Source organism: Paenibacillus sp. Negev47 (genome assembly GCF_058313655.1).
In genome coordinates this window covers 6,551,070-6,575,715 of the sequence record NZ_CM177754.1, presented here as the reverse complement: position 1 = coordinate 6,575,715, position 24,646 = coordinate 6,551,070, and the positions used below count along the sequence as shown (strand labels likewise).

Genomic DNA, 24,646 nt, shown 5'->3' with positions numbered 1-24,646 from the left:
GGGGCGGTGCAGATGTCGCATGGTCGGAACACCGCTTGGCCTTTATCTTCTGCACAGTCTGGTATCTGGTATGCCCAACAATTGAAGCCAGACAACCCGATGTACAACACGGCCGAGTATGTGATTATTGACGGTCAGATCCATACCGGACGATTCGAAGAAAGTGTACGCCGGACTGTGATGGAAGCCGAATCGCTGAATATGGTATATGGCGAAAATGAGCAAGGCCCGTGGCAATCTCTGCGCACCAACATGAATGATTGGACATTCCATGTCATGGATGTACGTGATCAGGCTGATCCTCATGCGGCTGCACTGGACTGGATGAAGCAGGATCTGGCAAAGTCTGTTGATCTGGCGATTGGCCCAATCTTCACAGAGGCTCTGTTCCGGGTGAGTGAGGATCGGTATTACTGGTACCAGCGCATTCATCATATTGCGATTGATGGGTACGGCGTATCCCTAATCACGCGCAGAGTCGCCAGCTTGTATTCTGCAAGCATCCAGGGAGAAGGGGCAGCACAGGCACAGTGCACGGCAGCATTTGGATCACTTGCATCTGTTCTCGGAGAAGATGAAGCATACTCGGCCTCCCCCAACCGTGAGCAGGATCAACAGTTCTGGATCGACCGATTCGCGGATGCACCGGATGTGGTCAGTCTGGGTGAACGTGCTCCGCGTACATCATCCGAGTTCCTGCGGCAGAGTATGGTGCTCACACCGTCACAGCGAGATCAAATGCAAGCAGCAGCGGGAAGATTCGGTGCGACTTGGCCGGATCTCTGTGTTGCAGCAACAGCTGTCTATGTACACCGGATGACGGGGTCCACCGATGTTGTTCTGGCTTTGCCCGTGATGTGTCGATTGGGTTCAGCATCGCTGCGTGTTCCAGGCATGGTCATGAATGTGCTTCCGCTCCGTCTGTACCTGGATTCGCAGATGAATCTGTCTGATTTGATAGGACAGATTGTGAAGGAGATCCGGGTCGTACGCAAACACCAGCGATATCGGCATCAGGATCTGCGGCGTGATCTCAAGCTTCTGGGAGAGAATCGACGTCTGTTTGGACCGATGATCAATGTGATGCCTTTCCATCATGAGTTGAATTTTGCGGGCGCACGCGGCATGATCCATAATCTGTCCACGGGTCCGGTGGATGATCTGTCGATTCATATTGTGGACCAGGGACATGGTCATGGATTGAGTATTGCTTTTGATGCGAATCCTTCGATCTATATGGACTCGGAATTGCGTAATCATCTTCTTCGCTATGTGCAAATCCTGCAATCCATGATGTCAGAAGGGACACAAGACATATCGGTTGGACAGATGGACATCCTGCTTCCTGCCGAATGGGAACAAGTGCTGGAAGGATGGAATCAGACGCAGCATGCCATCGCTGAGTGGAATTCGGCAGCGTTATTTGAACAGCAGGTTCGGCGCACACCGCGTGCAACTGCAGTGACATTTGAAGGCGAATCGCTGACCTATGCAGAGCTGAACGAACGTGCGAATCAACTGGCACATGAACTGATACAGACTTACGGGGCAGGACCGGAACAGGTGGTTGGCATTGCGATGCCTCGTTCACTGGAAGTGGCCATCGCCATCGTAGCTGTTCACAAAACAGGAGCAGCCTATCTGCCACTTGACCCGGATTATCCCGAAGAGCGTCTGATCTACATGCTGGAGGATGCCAAGCCTGCTTGTGTGGTGACGGTGATGAACAACTTCTCTCATATTCCGCAAACGTCCAGTGTACCGATTCTGGTCATGGATGAACCGGATAGGATACAGGCAGTGAGCAGTCGGTCTGGAAGCAATCCCGAAGGTGACGATCTGACAGGCAAGGCTTCTCTGCTGAATCCTGCTTATCTGATCTATACTTCGGGTTCTACAGGTAAGCCCAAGGGTGTAGCTGTAACCCATCTCGGATTGGCGAATCTGCTTGAAGATATGAAGAAGAGACTACAGGTCGGTCCGCAGGATCGCTGGCTGTCGGTGACCACGATTGCTTTTGACATCTCCGTACTGGAAATCTTCCTGCCACTGACGACTGGAGCAAGGCTGGATATCGCGCAAAAGGAAACGATTCTTGATCCGGTAGCACTGGCCGGGAAGATGAGAGAGCGAGAGACGACGATCATGCAGGCCACACCAACGTTATGGCAGTCTCTGGTGACGAGCCGCCCGGGAAGGTTCGACGGGTTAACGGTGATTACCGGAGGAGAGGCCTTGTCGGAGGAACTGAAGCTCTCGCTGGAGGCGTTAGGCTGTCAGGTCAATAATCAGTACGGGCCAACGGAGACAACCATCTATTCTACAGCTGCATCGCTGGGGAATGAACATTCAGGCAAACCATCCATTGGTGGTCCGGTACGTAACACACAGCTTTATGTGTTGGATCAGAGCATGCAACCTGTACCTCCAGGTGTAGCAGGGGAATTGTATATCGCAGGAGAGGGACTTGCACGGGGATATTTGGGGAGGCCTGATCTGACCGCAGAACGTTTTGTTGCCAATCCCTTTGGAGAGCCGGGCAGTCGAATGTACCGGACAGGAGACTTGGCCAAATGGTTGCCGGACGGGTCCATCGATTATTTGGGACGGGCAGATCATCAGATCAAAATCAGGGGTTTCCGCATTGAACTGGGGGAGATTGAGTCGGTAATCTCCAGATATCCGGGTGTAACACAGGTTACGGTCATGGCACGTGAAGACCAACCTGGAAACCAGCGATTAGCGGCATATATCGTGGCTGATGCTGAAGAGCATCAAGCCGACATCGATCTGGCAGATATAAGAGCACACGTAGCTGATGCGTTGCCGGATTATATGGTGCCATCTGCCTTCATGCTGCTGACTGAGATGCCACTGACACCGAACAAAAAAATCGATCGTAAACAGCTTCCTGTGCCTGCATTGGCATCTAATGCAAACGGGAGGGAGGCACGTACACCGCAGGAGGAGATTTTGTGTAGCCTGTTTGCCGAAATTCTGGGTGTGGCTCGGGTAGGCATTGATGATGATTTCTTCGAACTGGGTGGACATTCTCTGTTGGCCGGGCGAATTATAGCCAGAGTGCGTGATGTATTTGGTGCAGAACTGAACATCGGCAGTGTGTTCGAATCTCCGACAGCCGCAGGGCTTGCCCGGAAGCTGGATCAGGTGAAGTCCGTCAGACCCGTTATTCAGCCTGTTCCGCGTGCCGTGGGGATTCCGCTTTCCTTTGCCCAGCGACGGTTATGGTTCCTGTATTGCCTGGAGGGTGCTAATCCCACCTACAATATTCCTTTGGTTGCCCGGTTGAGCGGGAAGCTGGATGTGAATGCTCTTCGAAACGCACTGCAGGATATTGTTGACCGTCATGAGACGCTTCGCACATTGTATCCGCCAGACCTGGGTTCAGCGAGCCAGCATATCCTTCTTTCATCAGCTGTGACGGTAAATATGAGGTTCACCCGAGCTACGGCTGAGGAGCTGCCCGACCTGCTGGCAGAAGCGTCCCGTTACAGCTTCGAGCTTAGTACCGAGCCAGGCATACGTGCGGAATTGTTCCATACGAATGCGGATGAACATGCATTGCTGTTGCTGATTCATCACATTGCAGGGGATGGCTGGTCCTTGTCACGGCTCATCCGGGACTTGTCGGAGGCTTATGCAGCTCGTCTGCGTGGAGCTGCCCCGATTTGGGAGCCGCTACGTATTCAGTATGCAGACTATGCGGTGTGGCAGGAGAGCTTGCTTGGGGATGAGAAGCGACAGGACAGCCTGATCGCGAGGCAGTTAGCGTTCTGGACTGACCAGCTCGCAGGCTTGCCAGAACAAGTCACGTTCCCGGCAGACTATGCTCGTCCAGTTGTGTCCAGTTACCGAGGTGGGACGGTGCCATTTGCGATCAGTCAACGTCTGCATGAACAGCTGACGGCAGTTGCCCGTGAACATAAGGTCAGTCTGTTCATGCTTCTTCACTCAGCGTTATCGGTGTTGCTTACTCGAATGGGTGGAGGGACGGATATTGCGATAGGCACACCCATTGCCGGACGGAGTGACGATGCGCTGGATGATGTCGTGGGGATGTTCATCAATACGCTTGTCCTGCGTACAGACACTTCGGGCGATCCGACCTTCCGAGAGCTATTGGCCCGCGTGCGGGAAGCAGACCTCTCTGCTTATGAACATCAGGATTTACCGTTTGAACGGCTGGTCGAAGTGCTGAATCCGCCCCGATCTCGTTCTAAACATCCGCTCTTTCAGGTGATGCTGGTGTTGCAAAATACGCCGGATATTCGTCTTGAGCTGCCAGGTGTTGAAGCAGAGACTCGCATCCACGGTGTGGGTTCATCCAAATTCGACCTTACGCTTGAACTGACGGAGAAACGGGAACAGAACGGACTTCCAGCTGGAATTAAAGGCGTATTGGAGTATAGTGCAGACCTCTACCGTGAATCGACTGCCGGAGAACTCGTGGTTCGGTTGATGCAGGTGCTTGAGGATGCTATACAGCAAATGGATGAACGCATCAGCAGATTTGACCTGGTTACACCATTAGAACATGCTCAGTTTGAAAAGGAGTGGACATCTACACTGGACGAAGGTCCACAGCTGACCATAGCCGAGCGTTTTGAAGTGCAGGCAGCCGCTCACGCCAGTTCGGTAGCCCTCCATTGTGAGGATATCCGTATGACTTACAGGGAGTTGAATGCACGGGCTAATCGACTGGCGAGACTGTTGATCGCAGAAGGTGCTGGGCCGGAACAGATGGTGGCACTGGCCTTACCTCGTTCAGTAGAAATGGTTGTAGCCATTCTTGCCGTACTCAAAACGGGTGCCGCCTATCTGCCACTGGACCCGAACTATCCTGCAGACCGTTTAACGCATATGCTGACGGACGCATCACCGAAAGTGATGATTACAAGTACAGAGGTATATGCCCTGCTGCCGCAGATTGCGAACATTGCATGTATTAATATGGATGATCTGCACAACTTGCAGCAATTGGAATCCATGGATGAGCGAAACCTGGCAGACCATGAACGGAACGGACGGGTAACTCCGCTGAGCCCGGCTTATATGATCTACACCTCGGGTTCAACAGGGAAACCCAAAGGTGTCGTGATTCCACATGCGAATGTCATCCGGCTATTGGATGCAACGCAGCACTGGTTCCATTTTGACGAGAGCGATGTGTGGACGTTGTTCCATTCCTATGCGTTTGACTTCTCCGTGTGGGAAATCTGGGGCCCCCTGTTGTATGGAGGCAGCTTGGTAGTTGTTCCCCATGAGATTAGCCGATCACCTGGAGCATTCTTGCAATTGCTCGCCGAGCAAAAAGTAACCGTTCTGAACCAGACACCATCCGCCTTCTACCAACTGATGCAGGCTGACAGGGAAAATCCGGTCTGGGGACAGCAGCTTGCGCTCCGCTATGTGATCTTTGGAGGCGAGGCACTGGAGCTGGGACGTTTGGATGACTGGTATGAACGCCATGCGGATGACGCCCCAAGACTCATCAATATGTATGGTATTACGGAAACAACGGTCCATGTCAGCTACAAGGAACTTCATGCAGGCAGCTCGGCAGAAGGTGCAAGCAGCTGGATCGGATGCGCTATTCCAGACCTGCGCGTCTATGTGCTGGATGATCATCTGAAGCCTGTGCCGACAGGAGTAACTGGAGAGATGTATGTGGCGGGCGCGGGTCTGGCACGTGGGTATTGGGGGCGGCCTGATCTAACGGCAGAGCGATTCATTGCCGATCCGTACGGCCCACCGGGAACGCGTATGTACCGTACGGGAGATTTGGCTAAACGGCTGCATGATGGTTCACTCGATTATCTGGGACGAGCCGATCAACAGGTGAAAATCCGCGGGTTCCGTATTGAACTTGGCGAGATTGAGGCTGTACTGGCCAAACATCCGGGCGTGGCTCAGGCTGCTGTTATCGTTCGTGAAGACCAGCCCGGCGATAAGCGTCTTGTGGCATACGTTGTTCCTGCACCGGATATTGAAGCAGAACTGGAAACGGCTGCGTTACGCCGACATGCGTCAGCGAGCCTTCCGGATTATATGGTTCCATCTGCCGTTGTAGTGATGGAGATCCTGCCACTTACGCCGAATGGCAAGCTGGATCGCAAAGCATTGCCTGCACCGGAGTTGCAATTATCGGCTGATGGCCGGGCACCGCGCAATCCGCAGGAGCAGATTCTCTGTGATCTTTTTGCGGAAGTATTGGGAGTGCGAAGTGTGAGTATCGATGACAGCTTCTTCGAACTGGGCGGTCATTCGCTACTTGCGGTACGCCTGATGAGTCGAATTCGTGAAGCGATGGGCAAGGAGCCGGGCATCGGTATTTTGTTCGAAACCGCTACGGTGGCTGAACTGGCTGAGCGATTGGAGATGGGCGCAGATTCGGGGAAAAGCTCGCTGCAAGTGTTGTTGCCGCTCCGGACGCATGGGCAGCATCTGCCAGTATTCTGTGTGCATCCGGCAGGAGGACTCAGTTGGTGTTACGCCGGGTTGATGAAACATCTGGGCATGGAGTATCCGCTGTATGGATTGCAAGCAAGGGGGATTGCCGAGTATGAAGTGCTTCCGTCGACACTGGAGGATATGACGGCGGATTACATCCGTCACATCCGGTCTGTGCAGCCTGAAGGTCCGTATCGTTTGCTGGGCTGGTCTCTTGGTGGCAACGTGGCTCAGGCGATGGCCGTGCAGCTTCAGTCCGAAGGAGAGGAAGTAGAGTTTCTTGCCATGCTGGATGCGTATCCGAGTCATTATCTGCCTATTCGCGGGGAACCGGATGAGGAAGAAGCGTTAACGGCATTGCTTGCACTCGGCGGATATGATCCGGACAGTATTGGGGATGGGCCGCTGGATATGGCGACAGCGATGCGCATCCTTCGTAGCGAAGGAAGTGCGTTGGCGAGCCTGGATGAAGAGACAATCATGAAGCTGCGGAAAACCTACGAAAATTCTGTCCGAATCTTGGGGGCATACACGCCATCCCGATTCGAAGGTGACCTGATCTTCTTCCGATCCACCATTATTCCGGACTGGTTCGATCCAATCGAACCGGAGATGTGGAATGCATACATCGGAGGACAACTGGAACGTCATGATATTGCCTGTCGTCATAAAGACCTCTGTCAGCCGGGTCCATTGGAGGAAATCTGCCGTACCCTTTCCGTCCGGCTGGAGATGCTGAACAAGAAGTGTAACATTCAACACAAATAGGAGGATAAGCTGATGAGCAACCCTTTTGAAAATGAAGACAGCAATTATCTGGTGTTAATGAATGATGAAGGACAGTATTCGCTGTGGCCTGCATCCATTTCGGTACCAGCAGGTTGGACGCTGATGCTGGGGAAGGCCAAACGACGTGTATGTCTGGATTACATTGCGGAGCAATGGACTGACCTGAAGCCGCTGAGTCTCTGTGATGAAACGGGGATGCCGGGCATGATTCATGAGGTTGGCAGATGAGGTTTCGCCTGAACTCCAAGGCGTTTGTGTGTATTGTCTACGTTTTGGTAATGCTTATAGCCGATGATTGCTTTACTTGGGTAATATATAAAATAACGTAAATAAAAAGCCTGATTCCTCTTGCTAGTCTATCGAGGAATTAGGCTTTTTATCTGCAATAATCGTGCTCCGATTGTTATATAATCTATTTTTAAGTTTGTCGTTCTATTTGAGACGGTTCTATACTTGGCATTTCCCGATACAAAATATTTGCACATAAAATAAATGTAAAAACAATTGTCATAATCGGGGATTTTCACAAAAGTTTTGACAAGTAAACTTGGCGTGTGTATGATAAGTTTTGACAAGTAAACTTGGCAAAATTATAAGGAGGAGTTTTTATCAATAAAGAAGACATCTTGTCGAGAAGCAGACAGGAAAATAAGCACAGGGATTTGTTCAAGCATGAGGCGGAAGTTGCGGCGGGCTTTGCCGGGTCGATCACGGCGATCTTACTGGCTACCCTTTTCTTCGTCCTGCAAAGTCTGATGGGCGACGGCTTCGACTTTGGTTTGTATGCAGTTATCTTTTCCGTTCCGGCTACAAGCTTTATTGTCAAAGTCATCCGAATGAGACGCAGACACGATATTGTGCTGGCCACCGTCTATACACTGGCAGCGCTTATTTTATCGGGTGTTCACATTCACAGTCTAATTGCCATGCAGGGCGGTTGAGCCGATGGAAGACAAATTGATTCTCAATAACCGGTTAAAAGAAGCCCGAGCCGAGCAGCGCTTATCACAGGTACAATTGGCCAAAATGGTCGGCGTGTCCCGAAATACGATCAGCTCAATTGAAACGGGACAGTTTAATCCGACAGCCAAACTGGCCTTGATTCTCTGTATCGCATTGGACAAGAAATTCGAAGATTTATTTTATTTTTGATTGATTATAAGCGTTGCGAGTAGGTTGCGGTCCAGAAAACAATAAAACAGAGGAGCTGGAAATTCGTGCAGGAGATGACACAGAATTTGCGTCGGCCGGGTTGGATCGAAATCGTTATAGGTTTGTTGGCTCATACTTTCCTTGTCCTTGCAGGGGCATCTTTGATTAATGCGACAATATCGAGCGAAGCCGTCTTTTACGGTCAGAGCCTTTCCGCGTTATCCGCGTTAGCCGGAGTGGGAGCATTTCTGGCAGCCTATTGGCTTCGAATCCGCAATCCGATATCCTTCGGTCTGACCCGCGTATCCGGGCGTTGGCTGCTTAAAGGTCTGACTTTTGGATTTGCGGTCTTTGTGGTTTCCAAAGTGCTTGCCCTACTGTTCATCGTTCTTGGAGGCGAGATTCAAAATGTCCAAGAACCCTACAATACAGCGGCGACGAGCGGGATTTTCCCTTTGCTGGTTCAGCTTCTGTTGATTGCAGTCGCAACGCCGATCGGTGAAGAATTGGTGTTTAGAGGCGTGGTGACGAATGCGCTGCTCCGCTATGGACCGTGGGTATCTATTCTCGGTAGCTCTGTCATTTTTGCGCTGATTCACGGCTTGAACGAGATTCTTATTGTAGCTTTCGTAACGGGGCTTGCGACTTCTTATTTGTTTTATCGAACGAAATCGATCTGGCCGGGCGTCATCGTACATATTGTGAATAACGGACTGTCCACACTGCTTACGGCATTGATTGCTCTACTCGTTCAATAGAAGAATAAGTGAAATGTCTTTGGATCGGAAGCGGCGGCAATCAGGAATCGGTCGTGCGTACGGGTCTACTTAACCTTCCGCTCGTGCTGTCGATTATCGGCGGACGCCCAACGCAATTCGCGCCGCTGGTCGACCTGTACAAACGGGCGGCGGAGCACGGCGGCCATGACGCTTCCCTGCTTCCGGTCGCTTCGCACTCGCACGAATTGGTCGGGGGTACCGACGACGAGGCGGCGGACAAGTTTTTTCCTTCGATGCAGTACGCGATGAACGTGCTCGGAAAGGAACGCGGCTGGGGGCCTTACTCGCGTCAAGGATTCGACGTCCTGCACGGCCCGGAAGGCGCTCTTTATGTAGGCAGTCCGGAGACGGTCGCCATTACCCGCTTCATGCTGTATACGTCGGTCGGCACGATGAAAAATCATGACGACGTGCTTCGTTCGGTCGAGCTGCTCGGCACGAAGGTCCCTCCGATCGTTCGCGAGGAGATCGCGGCGTGGGAAGCGGCACCATTTCCGGCCCTTGGGATATTCGTTTCCGGATAATATAACGTTGGTTCAAACATGAATTCAATCGTTCTTTTATCCTCGAAGACATCTCCAGAGTACATTGCTGCCGGACCGCTCGCTCTTTTTCTGGTGTGACTTATTTTGTGTTTTAGGACCATTTAGAACGCCACAGCCATACAATTCTAGTCATAAGGCGTATCAGATATGTTAGGCCTCCGCCGTACACTACACCAACTCCGTGTACAGATCCTCCAAGGTTATGATTTCGGGCTGGCTCGGCAGCTCTCCCCCAGCCGAACAGGCTGCCAGCATATGCCCATCGTCCAGTCGCTGACTGTTGAAGCGATATTCCACGGCCTGCTCACAATGCCACCCTTCCCGCTCATTAGGTAGGATGGCGAAGGAATTCAGTGGAATGGACAGGCCCATACCGACTGCCTTGATATAGCTTTCCTTCAGCGTCCATAGACGATAGAAGATCTCCCGCTGCATCTCGGCAGGCTGCGCAGCCAGGAACTGGCTTTCGGATGTAGAGAAGAAGCGCTCTGCAATCTGCATGTCAATCGGTGCTATTTTTTCCACATCCACGCCCAGTTCAACTGTACCGCCAGAGATCAGAGCAATCCAATCCCCAGAATGGGAAACGTTGAATTGCACATTGGAATGGTGATTGAGCAAAGGTTTGCCGTAGGAGTTACGGGTAAAAGAAAGCTCATCAGGTCTCAAGCCGGTTAACATGCTTAGAGTCACACGAGTCAATATCTCCCCCAGCACGGAGCGATACGCGTCAGCCTGACGCACAAAACGCGAAGCCTGAGCACATCGCTCGGCAGAGACTTGCGACAGAAAGTGGTTCCAGTACGCCTCGGGCAATACTTCTGGAACTTGGAGCACACGAATAGTTATCATCATTTATCACCTGAGGACATAATTCGGCATGGATCAATAACTTTCCTTTATATGGAACGATCCTCAATGGATCTCTCTAATGATTCTCCAATCAAGCAGGCTATCCGCGCCACATGTTACGGTTTCAAGCTATACATCTTCACGCTTCTTGCGCTCGCTTCCATTCCGTATGGGCAGTCTGTACGCGATCCCACATGTCTTGGCATTCCAGTTCACTGTAATTCACCAATGGCTCATGGAATATGCCAGTTAACACGTCACGCCACTCTGTGTAGGTCTGGATCTCCGTTTTCCGAATCCCTTCCATATCATGTGTTCGGAGCATACATCCACGTAGTTCATGACTACAGTTCTCATCCCGCTGACGAAGCAAAAATACGTTATGCCAAGGTGATTCGGCCGCTCGACTGTAGAATTCATGCTTCGGAATGAACTCTTCCAGGCTGGTGATTGCTGTAGGAGCGTAGTCTACACCCTCGCTTGGTCCGTTTGGTTCATATTCGAGGCGCCACCCGCCAGCAACAACAGATGATGGCATCAATTGATACGTGAATGGTGCCGAACCATAGGTTCCATAACGAAGTGGCAGAGGTTCGAAGGGCATTCCACCCAGGCCTACATCCACAATCCAGCACTCAACTGTCGGGTCAGCATCCGGCAAAAGGACAGATAGACCGAGATGGAACGAGTTCACTCGTGGTTGTTCTCCATGGGGCTGTACTCCGCCGCGATGCCAATCCACCTTGTAACCCAGAGAGCGGAGAAGAACACTAAATGCACCATTTAGATGAAAACAGTATCCGCTGCGCCCATGTAATATAAGTTGGATCGACTCTTGAAGATTGATTCCCGCAGGACGACCTGCAAAAATATCGACCGTTTGCCAGGATAGATATTGCACATGTGCTCGCTGGAGTTCAAATAAGAATTCCAGTGTGGGTTTCTTTATGTCATCAATGCCGATCCGTTTCAGATAGGCCTGTATTTCAGCTGTATTCAATGGTTCACTCATCCAGATCACCTCATGTTATATAGTGGGTTGCAGGCCGAATTTTATAAACTTCTGCTGCCCTGAGTTCATTGTAAAAGTGATTGGTTAAAATATACACAATCAGTTGAGCAGATTGTAACGGTACAATTAATGAGTACAGTATTAAAAATGATCTCAAGAGATTAACATCGTTTTGATGCAATCAAAATACAATATATGGATGGGCTATTTCTTTTTCTGGGGTATGCTAACCCTTTGGAGTGGATATAGGTTAGAATATAGATAGATAGCAGGATTAGGAGATGGAAAAATGGCTAATGATGAAGTGATTTTGACACAGGAAGGCTTGGAAAAGCTGGAGGACGAACTGAGGGAATTGAAGACGGTGAAGCGCAAAGAATTGGCTGAGCGTCTGAAACTCGCGATCAGTTACGGTGACCTGAAGGAAAATAGTGAGTATCATTCAGCCAAAGATGATCAGGCCTTTATGGAGACTCGGATTTTGATTCTGGAGAAGATGCTGACAAAAGCAAGGGTCATCACTTCAGATAATATAGACTCCAACAAAGTGAGCATTGGATCGACGGTGTTTCTTAATGATATTGAGTTCGCCGAGAAGATTGAATATAAAGTGGTTGGCCCTGCCGAGGCTGACGTTGCGGATAATAAAATTTCGTACGAGAGCCCGCTGGGCAAAGAATTGATGGGCAAAGAAGTGGGCAGCGTCATTCATGTAAATGCTCCGATGGGCGTTATCAAATATGAGCTGCTTCAGATTAAAGTGTAATACGGCAACGAGGTGCTTCGCAGTCATGAACGTGGCTGAGGGGACACCTTTTTTTATTATATTGAGCTTGAATGCTTGGGCGATTTACTTCATTTTAACTTCATAGGGTTGGGCGGACGGACTTTGTCACATAATGTTTCTAGGGAACGTACGCGATGAAGATTTCCCTGTGTATTCATATGTAAAAAAATAACATTTCGACAAATTTCGAATTTCGAATGACCTGACAAGGTGAGTAGTATATAATTACGGGAAAACTTTAAAGTGATGGAGTAGATACGATGAATTTTAGTAAGCCTAATCTCGATCAAGACAACGCTGGCAAAGGTGAGCGCTTCTCGCGTGCTGGATTCATTCTGGCAGCCATTGGTAGTTCAGTTGGTCTGGGTAACATGTGGAAGTTCCCGTATATTACGGGGGAGAACGGAGGAGCTGCGTTTTTCCTGCTCTTCATCGTTTGTTTGCTGCTGATTGGTCTGCCGGTGCTGCTCGCCGAACTTGCGATTGGTCGTAGCGGCAGAGGAAGTGCTGCAACTGCTTTTATCAAAGCAGGCGGACATAAAGGCTGGCTCGCAGCCGGTTTGCTGCAAGTACTGACGCCTTTTATCATCCTTTCTTTTTATGTCATTATTGCAGGCTGGACCTTGCAATATGCGATTACGTCCTTCAGTGGAACATTGTTTAACAATCCAGATTATGCGGGACAATTCAATTCCTTCGTAGGCGGTTATATGCCGATCGTGTGGCAACTGGTCGCGGTACTTGTCGTAGGCTGGATTGTAGCCAAAGGGGTATCCAACGGGATTGAGAAGTTTAACAAAGTGTTAATTCCCGCCATGCTGGTGCTACTCATTATCTTGATGATACGGGCCGTAACGTTGCCTGGTGCAGGTGCGGGGGTTTCCTTTTTCCTGAATCCTGATTTCTCGCAACTTACAACGGAATCAGCACTGGTGGCGCTCGGACATGCCTTCTTCTCCCTGTCACTCGGAATGGGTATTCTAATAACCTATGGTTCGTATGTGGACAAAAATCAATCGCTCGGAGCGGCCACCATCGCTGTTGGTGCGGGTGACCTGCTCTATGCGTTCATTGCCGGCCTGATCATCTTCCCAACGACATTCTCATTTGGTATCGCACCGGATCAGGGACCGTCACTCATCTTTATAGCGCTTCCGGCAGCCTTCTCGGCGATGCCACTTGGCTTCCTGTTTGGCGGACTGTTCTTCATCCTTCTGGCTATTGCCGCATTGACTTCGGGAGTATCCTTGCTGGAAGTTCCGGTAAAATATTTCATGGAACGTCTGTCCTGGAGCCGGAATCGTGCGGTATGGGTGATATCACTCGCAGTCTTCATCGTGGGACTTCCTTCGGTATTGTCGCTCGGCTTGCTGCCTGAATGGACCATTGGATCGAAGAGTGTGTTCGACTGGATGGACTTTGTAGCGTCCAACATCCTGCTGCCTGTTGGTGGATTGCTTGTGACGATTTTCGCCGGATACTTCTGGAAAACGGCTGCGGAAGCTTCCGGCCTGCGTTCCGGATGGTTCCGGGTGTGGTTGTTCATGCTTCGTTACGTGGCACCGATCCTGGTTCTGCTGGTTCTTCTGCACACATCGGGTATCATTCACTTCTAAAATGAAGACCTGATAGGCATAAATGTGGTCTGTTGTGCAGATTTGCCATAGATAAAACCTCTTGGAAGAAATGCTAAAGCCCTTGTTTTCCCGCTTCAATTTTGGGACAATACGGAGTAGAGGTTTTTTGGGTAGGACCGATAAGCCATAGCTTTTTTGCGAAAAGAGGATTATACAATGAACAAATCATCCATATATGGATTAACATTAGAGCAATTACGTTCCTGGCTACCGGAGCATGGGCAGAAGAAATCCCGTGCATCCCGGATCTGGGAATGGTTATATCAAGAGCGTGTACATGATTTTCCTGCGATGACCGATGTACGTCAGGAGTGTCTGGATGTGCTCTCTGAACATTTCACAATGAATTCGCTGAGTGAACATGTGAAGCAGGAATCGGCAGATGGTACCGTGAAATTTTTGCTTCGGATGCAGGACGGCAACCTGATCGAGACGGTATTGATGCGGCAAAAATACGGACTTACTGTATGTGTGACCACACAAGTCGGCTGTAATATTGGCTGTAGCTTCTGTGCGAGCGGCCTGATCAAGAAAAGCCGTGACCTGACTGCTGGAGAGATTGTGGAACAGATCATGCACGTACAGCGACATCTGGATGCAGCGGGTCAAGACGAGCGGGTAACAAATGTGGTTGTGATGGGTATTGGCGAACCATTCGATAACTTCCAGCACATGAGTGATTTCATCGAGGTCATCAAAGATCGCAAAGGATTGGCGCTGGCAGCCAAACGGATTACGGTATCCACAAGTGGCCTTCCGGATAAGATCAAGGAATTTGCAGACAGCAGTCTGCAGGTTAATCTGGCGATCTCTCTGCATGCACCAAATAATGAACTGCGCACACACATCATGAAGATCAACCGGGCTTTCCCCATTGAGCAATTGATGGATGCGGTGGATTATTATCTGGCTACAACGAACAAACGCATCATGTTTGAGTACATCCTGTTGCGTGATGTTAACGATCAGCGTGAGCATGCTGCGGAACTGGCTGAGCTGTTGTCCAGCCGCAAGAGTATGGTCAGTGTGAATCTGATTCCTTACAACCCGGTGGATGAGCACAGTCAGTATCAACGGAGTACAGAAGAATCGATTCTGGGCTTCTATGATACACTCAAAAAGAACAACATCAACTCAACTGTACGTATGGAACACGGTACCGATATTGATGCCGCCTGCGGACAGTTGCGTAGTAAACAAATGAAGAACAACGCTGCTGAATCCGAGCCAGACCGTCTGGCAATGGGATAAGAATAAGACACAGCACGGAGATGGTAGATAAGTCAGGATGCGTGGTTGCTGTGATCCGTGCCCTTACGTATCATAACCGTTCGATCACGAATGCTTTTCTGAGTATAAAGACGCCTCTGTACATCACTGAGAAGTGATGACAGAGGCGTTTTTGGAATGTCATTATTTCAGTTTTTTGATCATCAGCAGATGGGGGATGCCGTCTTCCATAAATACTTCCGACGCCGGTGCATATCCGAGACGTTCGTAGAACCCGGAAGCCTGCACCTGTGCGTGCAGCTTGGCTTTCTCAAGTCCTTCGGCAACAGCCATCTGCTCCAGCTTGTCGATCAGTATACGACCCAGGCCGTGTTTGCGGTAATCGAGCATGACGCAGATCCGTTCCAATTTGGCGACCTGTTCCACAACGCGCAGCCTGGAGGAAGCAGCAGGTACACCGTCTACGTAGAGTAGAATGTGGCGTGCCTCCGCGTCTAATGTATCATGAGCGTCGAATTCATCCGCTGCGGGCACGCCTTGTTCTTCGACGAAAATAGCTGTGCGAATGGCAAAGCAGGCATCGAGCAATTCCTGATTATTAACTTCAACAATCGTTGTATTCATGAATGTTTCTCCTTTGGGTGATCGTAATGTTATCCTAACGTGATAAACTGGTACATAACAGGAAAGTAAACGAGTCTCTTTCTTTTACATGATTCAAGCGATTTGGTTAAAATTGAAACCAATTCAACTGTAGTTATACCATCAATTATGTTGCGAATGCAACAATTTTATAGGGGCGTGAATGTGTTGAATGAAAAGAAAGAAGTGCTGCGTGAAATTGGTATGATCGCCCGTTGTCTGGATTCAATCAGTAACGTGGAGTTTCAGCATCTGAACCTCTCCCGGGGACAGTATCTATATCTGTATCGAATCTGTGAGAATCCGGGGATTATCCCGAATCAGCTCGCTGAACTGATCAAAGTAGATCGTACGACTGCGGCAAGGGCTATTAGCAAACTCGAATCGGATGGATTCATTATTAAACAGCCAGCAATGGGTAATAGGAAGAATAAAGTGTTATATCCCACCGAAGCTGGGCTTGAGGCATGGGAATTTATTCGTAAAGAGGGCGTGCATTCAGATCAGGTAACGCTGGACGGTCTGACGGAGGAAGAGATCGAGACAGCGATTCACCTTCTCAGGCGCATGCGTCATAACATTGAAGTGGACTGGAAATTTGTTAAAAAGGGTGGACGACGGCCCTACATGGATCACCTGGAATAAATGCGAACTTTAGATGTGTCGCAGACCTTGACCCGAAGGACTAGGGGTTCACAGCCGTATACATGCAGGAGGAGTGGCGTGAAGATCATATTTCGAAAAAAACGAACGTGGCTGCTTCTACTGCTCATCAGTATTACAGCAGCCAGTGTGATGTTGATGAGGGAGCGGTTCCTGATGAACGAAGAATCCCCAACGGTAGCCTTTATCAAGAATGATATGACCAACCCGAACGGAACACTGGCCACCTACTTACAGGATGCAGCTTCGGAGGAAGCAGATATCGTAGCGGGTAGAGAGGCTTTATCGGAGTCACTCGGTCTATGGATGCAGTATGCGGTAGCGAGTGATGATCAGGCTTTGTTCGAGCAGAGTTATGAGCAACTGACGACCTACTTTCTCACGCCGCCAGACCCGTATATCGCCTGGAAGCTGGATGCCGAGGGTGAATCCCATGTAACGACAAATGCACTTGGCGATGATCTTCGTATTATTGGTGCCTTGTTGCAGGCATCAGATCAGTGGGAGCAAGGAAGAGAGGCCTATTTGGCGACCGCATCAGCCATATCCCGCAGCTTGATGCATTTGACTCAGCAGCAGGGGTATTTAGTGGATTTCCACGATTTTGCGGGTGGGCATTCAACGGATACATTAAGCCTGGTCTATGTGGACCTGCCTGCGCTGCAAGCGATGGAGAAGCACCAAATGCTGGAGCCGGGAACTTATGCCAGATATGAAGCCTTATTGAAGAATATGCCGGATGATGGCCTGTTCTATCCCAAGACCTTCAATGTGATCCGTAAAGAATATACGTATGATGATACGGTGAATCTGATCGACCAGTTGATTGTGGCAAATCACTTAACGGTGACCGATCGCAAACCGGACAAGCTCATTGCTTTTTTGAAAAAGGAGTTCAGCTCCCGGCACCAGCTACCCGGACAGTATAAGCGGGAATCCCATACACCTGGGGTATCTTATGAATCCTCATCGGTATATGGTCTCGCCATCTTGCTTGCTGTTCGTTCAGGTGATCCAAAATGGGCTAAACAGCTGTATAACCATATGATAACGTTGCGTAGTCAGGATGAGCGTTATCCAGGTGGATATGTATTTGACGGTAACACACATCTGTTTGATAATCTTTTTCCTTTATTAGGAGAAAGTACTTTACAGAAAAACTTTAAAAAGTAATGGTTTTGTCATCTAATGAACGATTCATTATGTTAGCATTGATTTGTCTAATTTTGTCATATATAAGTGAATCTGAGCAAGAGCTTTATCAATTCAACGGAGAGAAGGAACTATGAGAAATAAAGCACCTACCCGCCGTATTGCTTGGGGATATGGCCTTTTAATTGCACTTGCCGTGATTCAACTACTAATGATTTATCTTAAAATTCATATGAATCAGAGCTATACCACAGGGGATGTTATTTTTAGTATCGTGTCGCTGGGTGCGTTGGTCCTTGGTCTTTTGTTGCCGGTTGGCGTATCTGTCGTCGTGGGATTTATTTATCTGGTCTCTTATTTTGTGTGGCTTGTTACATACGCTGATGCGAATGTGCTTGTATTCTCCTGGTGGTTACTCATCCCGGCCAACTTTGCTGTGGCATCGTTTATCAAGGCAAGCCTGCTGCGCAGTGCACGTGTAGTGGAGCGTCTGCAAGACATGCAGGATCGTAACCCGGAGATCGATCTGGATACAACGCTTGGTAATAAAGCAGCTCTGGCAGATACATTAATCAAACATAGTAACCTTGCTCGTCGATATTCCGAAAAGTATGGATTCAGCATTGCCATGTTCAAGCTTGAATTTTTGCCACTGGTGATGGAATCTCTCGGTTCTGTCCGGTACGCACAGTTCCTGCTTGAAATCTCGGGTACGATTCAGAAGCAGATTCGATATGAGGATTATAAATTTTTCGTGGATCGTGGGCGATTTGTCATCATATGTCCGATGGCAAATGTGGAATACCTTCCAGTTCTTACACAGCGGATCAAAAAAGCCATAATGGATATTCACATGATCGATAAAAAGGGAAATGAGCTGCAGACCGTGATCAGATCCGGCGCTCTGGTATTCCAGAAAGAGCAGTTCAGCAAGTATGAGGATATAGACGCAGTAATTGCTGCCCTTGAACGAAACACAGAGACCGATCTCATCGGTGAATATATATAACGGGAAGGAGAGAGGCCTGTGGACTATATGTCCTGGTTCATCCCGATCTGTATCGCCGTCAGTTGTATATTCGCGGTATTTACGATTTGGTTAACGATTGCAACCCTTCGTTTTCGATCGAAAGTTATTCGCAAGTATGATCGGAGGAAGGTAAGTGGCTGATTTTATTTTAATATTATCCATATTCAGTATCTGGATTGCCGTATTCGAGTCGATTGTTATTATGGCGGGTGCCATTCGTTTTATTAATAAACAGGACAAGAAAGGGATTCAGATTCCAGAAAATATGGATCATTATCCGACAGTCACTGTCATGGTTCCTGCACACAACGAGGATCTGGTCATTGTCGCGACGGTAGAGCACATCTTGCGCTTGAATTATCCGGAGGATAAAGTTCAGGTCATCGTGATCGCGGATAACTGCACAGATGATACAGCAGTGAAACTGAAATCATTCCTTAGCCAAACCAGCTACGCTCATCGGAATGTAACCGTTATGGAACGTAAAGGAACGGGTGGTAAGTCGGGTGCGTTAAATGATGGGTTGGAGCTAGCCACGGGCGATTGGATCTGTATCTTCGATGCAGATGCCGCACCTGAACGCAATTCATTAATGTTTTTGGCGCAAAAATCGCTTGAGAACCCTGAACAATATGGCGTTGTTTTTGGCAGAAACAAAGCACGCAACAGAGGTCAGAATTTCCTCTCCAAATGCATCAATCTGGAGATCATCACTTCGCAACGTGTGTATCACACAGGCCTGTGGGAATTGTTCCAGCTCGGTTCCATTCCAGGAACGAATTATATTATTAAAACCGAGTTGATTCGGGAGATTGGTGGTTGGGATGTTACAGCCATCACAGAAGATACCGCGTTGTCATTCGAGATATTGAATCGTGGACAGTTTGTAGCGCTTGCGCCGCAAGCGGAAGCCTATCAGCAGGAACCGGAACAGCTGAGTGTATACATGAAGCAGCGCGAACGCTGGGCCAAAGGTAACTACCAGGTAGTACTGGATAACATTCATAACTTGTTTAACCGCTCCAGTTGGCGTAATAAGTTGCTGGTCATCTATTATGCCGTCAGTTATTTCTGGTTCATGCTTGCAATCATTGTATCGGACATTATATTCCTCGTGAATCTGGTTTATCGGGTCATCGCCATATTTAAACCGGAGGTAAGTTCACCGTTTCAATTTGCCGGCGATGCATATGTGTTCCTCGTCATTGGTTGGGCACTCATGTACTTTATTTACGTGCTCCAGATTAATCTGGCGCTTGCCGCAGATATTGGACAGAGCAATACCCATAATTTTATATACGCCTGCGTATCCTATTTCACGTATGCACAACTCTTTATTCTGATTTCGATCAAGGCATTCTACTCTTTGATTATGGACAAGATCCGAAAACGCGAGAGCAAGTGGTACAAGACGCAACGTTTTGGCTAAGCGACAAAAAGGTACAAGTGTAAGACAGAGAGGCTGTTTGCTGGGTAAATCCAGACAACAGCCTTTTCTGGTATAGCCAGGTACATCCACATTCTGTATACTCTTACAAGCTGTAAGTATGAAGCATGCTTATCCGAAATGGAGGGTAACGGAATGCAGGGCAGAGGATCAGACTTTTACGATAATGACGCGAATTTCGAAAAGTACATGGAACGTCGCAAGTGGCAGGAGAACGCCAATGATACATTGGAGAAGCCGGTAATGCTGGAGTTGATCGGAGACGTTGCTGGCAAAAATATTCTGGACCTCGGTTGTGGAGATGCAAGGTTCGCGGCAGAATTGCTGAGTATGGATCTTTCAGGTACAACGTATACGGGGATTGAAGGTTCTGGGAATATGATTCAGGCAGCCAACGAGTCGGTAACCGGATTGAATGCCCGGATTGAGCAAGCGTTCATGGAGGATTGGACCTACCCGGCCGGCGTGTACGATCTGGTTATATCGAGACTGGCTATTCACTATATTGAGGATGTGGACAGTCTATTCCGCAACATATACGATACGTTGAAAGAGAATGGTACATTTGTATTCTCGGTAGAACATCCTGTGATCACATCCACGCTGCAACCCTCCGGGACTCGAACGGATTGGGTGGTTGATCAATATTTTGTGGAAGGATATCGTGAGCAGCAGTGGCTTGGCGGTTCTGTGAAAAAGATGCATCGATCCATTGAATCGTACTATATGGCATTGCAACGTGCAGGGTTCCATGTGGAGCATTTGCGCGAGTCAGCACCACAGCGTGCTCATTTTGTAAACGAGGAAACCTATCTGCGCAGAAAGCGCATTCCGCTGTTTCTGTTTTTAGGTGCCCGGAAGTAGATAGTGATAAAGCGTATAGATAAATAGATGAAACCGTAAAGTTATACTCATAAAGTAGAAAGTTCTACACAGAAAACGGTGGATAACACTAGATATAGGAGTAAAAGGCGCAAAATCTATCCACATGTGGATAAGATATTGCGCTTTTACTGTTATGTTTCGATACCTTTGATACGTTTACTGTGTATAACCCTCGATTATGAATCCCCTGCAGCTCTGACATAGACACGTTCTCCATGCCGATCGACTTCAACAGGTGCCTCGAAGAAGTTGCTCAGCACTTCCGTGTTCATCAGATCACCTGTTAATCCGCTACTGACGACTTCGCCCCGGCGCAGCAAGAGGCTGTGACTGAATACGGGCAATATTTCCTCCGTGTGATGGGTGACATAGATGAGTGAAGGGGTATCCGGACGCTGGGACAATTCACGGATGCTCTCCAGCAGTCGCTCTCTTGAGAATAGATCCAGTCCATTACAAGGCTCGTCCAGAATAAGTACGCGCGGATTGGCCATTAGTGCTCGGGCAATGAGAAGTTTCTGTTTCTCACCTTGGGAACAGGTGCGATATTCACGATCCCACAGGTGCTGACAACCCAGCGTTTGCATCAATTCTTGTGCCTGATCCAGATCATCATCTGACAGCTTGTCATACAGGCCAATGGTGGCGTGTTTACCGCTGATCACCACATACTGTGTGCGGTCTGTACCGTGCAATTTCTCTTGCAGAGATGAACTGACCCAGCCGATGGATTTGCGAAGCTGCCTCAGATCCACATCACCATATTCATGGCCTAACACGGATATCTTGCCTTCGGTCGGCCAGAGATATCCGGTGATCATGTTCAGGAGTGTTGTTTTGCCAGAGCCATTCAGGCCAAGCAGCGCCCAGTGTTCACCGTCATTGACCTGCCAATTGACATCGTTCAGCAGGGTGTGAGGGCCCCTTTTCCAAGTGACATGTTGTACATCAATAATCATGCGTTATTCCTTCCTTCTGTTATCCTCAATTGTCCTAGGTGTATTGTAGTCACAAAACCAAAGAGGTTTCAACGGTCATCACGCTGTCCTTGGTCGATCCCTGCGCAGAAATACAGCACACACACCAAGCAGTGGCAAAAACGAACATAACTTGATAACAAACGCAACGCTGGTCACGTCAATTAAAGAACCTAACAAACCGAGCCAAGTCCAGCCATGCCGAATGACAGGCCGAAAAACAATCCGGATACGGTTCCAATATGACGAGGAAGCAATTCCTGTGCATAGACAATGATCACGCTGAAGCCAGACGGAACAACCGTCTGCATCGCATCATTCAGCAGATGGGCGAAGCTGACTCCGGCGAGTGCCCAATTGGCGGAGGAGTTGATTTGCATTTTGCTTAAAGTGGCCTGAGCCATGTGAGATCACCTCGATTTATTTTTTTCAATGATAAGAGATATGGTCGGGTATTGTCTTTGTGAAAAGTGCTTGGAAAGTGAGCACGATTTGCTATAATGTCAGCAGGTGAGGAAACGATGGAATTAAACATGACGCTAAATGGGTTGGAATTATGGAAAGCTACCGGAGGATTCGCGAATGAGCCGCATGTACATGACGACTGGTACCAGCTAACGCTGCCGGTCAGAGGCCAATGTCATCTGGTACAGGAACGGCACGCATACCCGCTAAAAGCAGGCATAGGGATTATTGCTCATCCCCAGACCGAGCATTATTTTGAAATAGGGTCGGATTCGGCTGTCATTGTGATCAAGTTCCGTAAACCGCCATTAGGCAGTTTCGAAGGGGCAGAGTCACGTGGGGGACGAGCTGAGTTTCGGCCTACCCAGACCTTTGATCCGGCGGAGATCAGCAGTCTGTTTCGAGGCTGGAATTCCATTTTGTTAGATGACATGCCAGATTTGCTGCAAGTACAGGAAGCAGAGCTGGCGGTCGAGACGTATCTAAGACGCATGTTGATGGGGCAGGAAAATGGAAAAGGGATTGTAGATAACGGTACAGTTATTGACCCTCATCTTCGCCGAGTGTTGGAGTACATTCACAGTGCCTACACGAGCCCAATGGATATTGATTCAATGGCGATGGTTGCACATCAGAGCCGGTATCATTTCATGCGTTCTTTCAAGGGTCTTACGGGATCAACACCATATCAATATCTGCTGAGTTTGCGTGTAGAAGAGGCATCCAGGAGGCTTCGCCTTACGATTGATTCAGTGACCACAATCAGTTATGAGCTGGGATTTTCCAGCGTCAGTCAGTTTTACAGGGCCTTTCAGCGAGTGTATGGTATGACCCCGATGGAATATCGGAATCAGGTGTAGATTTCAATAGCCAGTCTCGCGTATGCGAGACTGCATTCAGAACATTCCAGCATGACACTGATTTTTGTTGTTGCCAAACGATGGAGACTTTGCTAAGATGGGGAAAAGTTAATGTAAGCGTATACATTAGGTTAAAATTACAACGTTGTAATTATGGTTAACCATCAGAATACTTGAAGCAGTTTTAGCGAGATTGATGATAAAATAGCAATTTTTCAATGGTAATAGAATTGATATACGGATAACTATAATCCATATACCAATTATGAAGAATATGCTCATATAAAAATTCAAACGTTGTAATTATGAAACGAAGGGAAGTGATTTAAGGTGAAGAGACGTATGTCCACGTTGTTCAGCTTGATCAGACGGGATAAGTATTTGCTGCTGATGTTCTCGCCTATCTTTCTGTATTACCTCATTTTTATGTACCTTCCGATGCCTGGCGTGTTACTCGCATTTCGTAATTTCTTGCCGGGGCAAGGCATGTTCAGTGGGGAATGGGTAGGCCTGCGCTGGTTTGAACAGTTCGTGAATTCCATCTATTTTTGGCGACTGCTGCGCAATACGTTTTTGCTTGCCTTTCTGCCGCTCCTGTTTGGCTTCTCCATCCCCATTCTGTTCGCGGTCTGCATCGTAGAGATCAAGAACCGGACATTCAAGCGATTTGCCCAGACCGTTACGTATCTTCCCCACTTCATCTCCACCGTCGTTGTAGCCGGCATGATTATCAACTTCCTGTCACCAACAGACGGTATCGTGAACACGCTAATCGCCAAACTCGGCATGGACAAAGTGAACTTCATGATGGAGGCTGGCTGGTTCCGGACCATCTTCACCAGTTCAGACATCTGGCAGAGCTTCGGCTTCAGCTCCATCATCTACATTGCAGCCATTATGGGCATTGATCCCGAGATGTACGATTCCGGCAAAATTGATGGGGTCAACAAGTTTCAGGAGCTCTGGCACCTGACCCTTCCCAGCATCAAACCAACGATCGTCATTCTCCTGCTTCTATCGCTTGGCGGCATTATGAGCGTAGGCTTCGAGAAAGTATATCTGCTCTACAACGGAGCCACCTACGAAACTGCCGATGTATTGTCTACCTACGTCTACCGGATGGGGATTGAGGGACAGAACTATGGCTTCGCCACAGCAGTAGGTTTGTTCAACTCCATTATCACATTTGTGCTTGTCTTTGCAGCCAATTCCATGACCCGACGCCTGACCAAGATGTCACTCTGGTAACACCATAACCGAACCCAAAGGAG

At 48.8% G+C, this 24,646-nt stretch carries 19 protein-coding genes and 2 pseudogenes; 16 read left to right on the top strand and 5 right to left on the bottom strand.

From position 1 onward, the window contains the following. Nucleotides 1-12: 12 nt before the first annotated feature. The 6 genes and pseudogenes from AC4G47_RS29500 to AC4G47_RS29475 all read left to right on the top strand — a co-directional run. The gene (locus tag AC4G47_RS29500; RefSeq protein ID WP_491104060.1) at nucleotides 13-7,239 is read left to right on the top strand and encodes an amino acid adenylation domain-containing protein; all 7,227 of its coding nucleotides are present in this window, start codon (nucleotides 13-15) and stop codon (nucleotides 7,237-7,239) included. A gap of 12 nt (nucleotides 7,240-7,251) precedes the next feature. Further along, nucleotides 7,252-7,488 carry an MbtH family protein gene (locus tag AC4G47_RS29495; RefSeq protein ID WP_491104059.1) on the top strand — a complete coding sequence of 79 codons (237 nt, stop codon included), beginning with the start codon at nucleotides 7,252-7,254 and terminating at the stop codon, nucleotides 7,486-7,488. Nucleotides 7,489-7,868: 380 nt separating this feature from the next. Then, a complete protein-coding gene (locus AC4G47_RS29490) occupies nucleotides 7,869-8,201 on the top strand; it encodes a DUF6442 family protein (protein WP_491106829.1) in 333 nt (110 codons plus the stop codon). 4 nt (nucleotides 8,202-8,205) lie between these two features. Further along, on the top strand, nucleotides 8,206-8,412 hold the full coding sequence (locus tag AC4G47_RS29485) for a helix-turn-helix transcriptional regulator (RefSeq protein ID WP_491104057.1): 207 nt from the start codon (nucleotides 8,206-8,208) through the stop codon (nucleotides 8,410-8,412). Nucleotides 8,413-8,486: 74 nt separating this feature from the next. Next, nucleotides 8,487-9,170 carry a CPBP family glutamic-type intramembrane protease gene (locus AC4G47_RS29480; protein ID WP_491106828.1) on the top strand — a complete coding sequence of 228 codons (684 nt, stop codon included), beginning with the start codon at nucleotides 8,487-8,489 and terminating at the stop codon, nucleotides 9,168-9,170. A 17-nt stretch (nucleotides 9,171-9,187) separates the two neighbouring features. Beyond that, nucleotides 9,188-9,715: pseudogene (locus AC4G47_RS29475) on the top strand (LLM class oxidoreductase); the annotation flags it as partial. Between the two features lie 189 nt (nucleotides 9,716-9,904). Here AC4G47_RS29475 and AC4G47_RS29470 read toward each other — a convergent pair. Next, nucleotides 9,905-10,591, bottom strand: coding sequence for a 4'-phosphopantetheinyl transferase family protein (locus tag AC4G47_RS29470; protein ID WP_491104056.1), 687 nt, complete (start codon nucleotides 10,589-10,591; stop codon nucleotides 9,905-9,907). A 136-nt stretch (nucleotides 10,592-10,727) separates the two neighbouring features. After that, nucleotides 10,728-11,600 (bottom strand): arylamine N-acetyltransferase family protein, encoded by an 873-nt coding sequence (locus tag AC4G47_RS29465; RefSeq protein WP_491104054.1) that lies wholly within the window; start codon nucleotides 11,598-11,600, stop codon nucleotides 10,728-10,730. Between the two features lie 289 nt (nucleotides 11,601-11,889). Here AC4G47_RS29465 and greA point away from each other — a divergent pair, with 289 nt between their 5' ends. From greA to rlmN, 3 genes are all read left to right on the top strand, one after another. Next, nucleotides 11,890-12,366 carry a transcription elongation factor GreA gene (gene greA / locus AC4G47_RS29460; protein ID WP_458124600.1) on the top strand — a complete coding sequence of 159 codons (477 nt, stop codon included), beginning with the start codon at nucleotides 11,890-11,892 and terminating at the stop codon, nucleotides 12,364-12,366. Between the two features lie 281 nt (nucleotides 12,367-12,647). Continuing rightward, nucleotides 12,648-14,003, top strand: a complete 1,356-nt coding sequence (locus AC4G47_RS29455; protein ID WP_458124599.1) for a sodium-dependent transporter — start codon at nucleotides 12,648-12,650, stop codon at nucleotides 14,001-14,003. Nucleotides 14,004-14,180: 177 nt separating this feature from the next. Continuing rightward, complete coding sequence (rlmN, locus tag AC4G47_RS29450) at nucleotides 14,181-15,275, top strand: dual-specificity RNA methyltransferase RlmN (RefSeq protein ID WP_145324837.1); 1,095 nt, start codon at nucleotides 14,181-14,183, stop codon at nucleotides 15,273-15,275. A gap of 162 nt (nucleotides 15,276-15,437) precedes the next feature. Here the strand turns inward: rlmN and AC4G47_RS29445 are convergent, their stop codons facing one another. After that, entirely contained in the window at nucleotides 15,438-15,878 is a 441-nt protein-coding gene (locus AC4G47_RS29445) for a GNAT family N-acetyltransferase (RefSeq protein WP_491104052.1), read from the bottom strand. Between the two features lie 222 nt (nucleotides 15,879-16,100). Here AC4G47_RS29445 and AC4G47_RS29440 point away from each other — a divergent pair, with 222 nt between their 5' ends. The 5 genes from AC4G47_RS29440 to AC4G47_RS29420 all read left to right on the top strand — a co-directional run bounded on the left by AC4G47_RS29440 (nucleotide 16,101) and on the right by AC4G47_RS29420 (nucleotide 21,052). After that, nucleotides 16,101-16,541, top strand: coding sequence for a MarR family winged helix-turn-helix transcriptional regulator (locus tag AC4G47_RS29440; protein WP_458127377.1), 441 nt, complete (start codon nucleotides 16,101-16,103; stop codon nucleotides 16,539-16,541). 78 nt (nucleotides 16,542-16,619) lie between these two features. Next, on the top strand, nucleotides 16,620-17,732 hold the full coding sequence (locus AC4G47_RS29435) for a glycosyl hydrolase family 8 (RefSeq protein ID WP_491104050.1): 1,113 nt from the start codon (nucleotides 16,620-16,622) through the stop codon (nucleotides 17,730-17,732). Between the two features lie 112 nt (nucleotides 17,733-17,844). After that, nucleotides 17,845-18,720 (top strand): diguanylate cyclase domain-containing protein, encoded by an 876-nt coding sequence (locus AC4G47_RS29430; protein ID WP_491104049.1) that lies wholly within the window; start codon nucleotides 17,845-17,847, stop codon nucleotides 18,718-18,720. A 154-nt stretch (nucleotides 18,721-18,874) separates the two neighbouring features. After that, nucleotides 18,875-20,170, top strand: a complete 1,296-nt coding sequence (locus AC4G47_RS29425; RefSeq protein WP_491104048.1) for a glycosyltransferase family 2 protein — start codon at nucleotides 18,875-18,877, stop codon at nucleotides 20,168-20,170. Nucleotides 20,171-20,323: 153 nt separating this feature from the next. Next, nucleotides 20,324-21,052 (top strand): class I SAM-dependent DNA methyltransferase, encoded by a 729-nt coding sequence (locus tag AC4G47_RS29420; RefSeq protein ID WP_491104047.1) that lies wholly within the window; start codon nucleotides 20,324-20,326, stop codon nucleotides 21,050-21,052. Between the two features lie 197 nt (nucleotides 21,053-21,249). Here AC4G47_RS29420 and AC4G47_RS29415 read toward each other — a convergent pair whose 3' ends face one another. Together AC4G47_RS29415 and AC4G47_RS29410 are read right to left on the bottom strand one after the other, a co-directional pair. After that, nucleotides 21,250-22,032, bottom strand: coding sequence for an ABC transporter ATP-binding protein (locus tag AC4G47_RS29415; protein WP_458124595.1), 783 nt, complete (start codon nucleotides 22,030-22,032; stop codon nucleotides 21,250-21,252). Nucleotides 22,033-22,110: 78 nt separating this feature from the next. Next, nucleotides 22,111-22,352, bottom strand: a pseudogene (locus AC4G47_RS29410) (MFS transporter); the annotation flags it as partial. Between the two features lie 219 nt (nucleotides 22,353-22,571). Between AC4G47_RS29410 and AC4G47_RS29405 the strand changes: the two are divergent. Continuing rightward, the gene (locus AC4G47_RS29405) at nucleotides 22,572-23,375 is read left to right on the top strand and encodes a helix-turn-helix domain-containing protein (protein WP_491104045.1); all 804 of its coding nucleotides are present in this window, start codon (nucleotides 22,572-22,574) and stop codon (nucleotides 23,373-23,375) included. Nucleotides 23,376-23,717: 342 nt separating this feature from the next. Further along, entirely contained in the window at nucleotides 23,718-24,623 is a 906-nt protein-coding gene (locus AC4G47_RS29400) for an ABC transporter permease (RefSeq protein WP_076332232.1), read from the top strand. The last annotated feature ends 23 nt before the right edge of the window (nucleotides 24,624-24,646 follow it).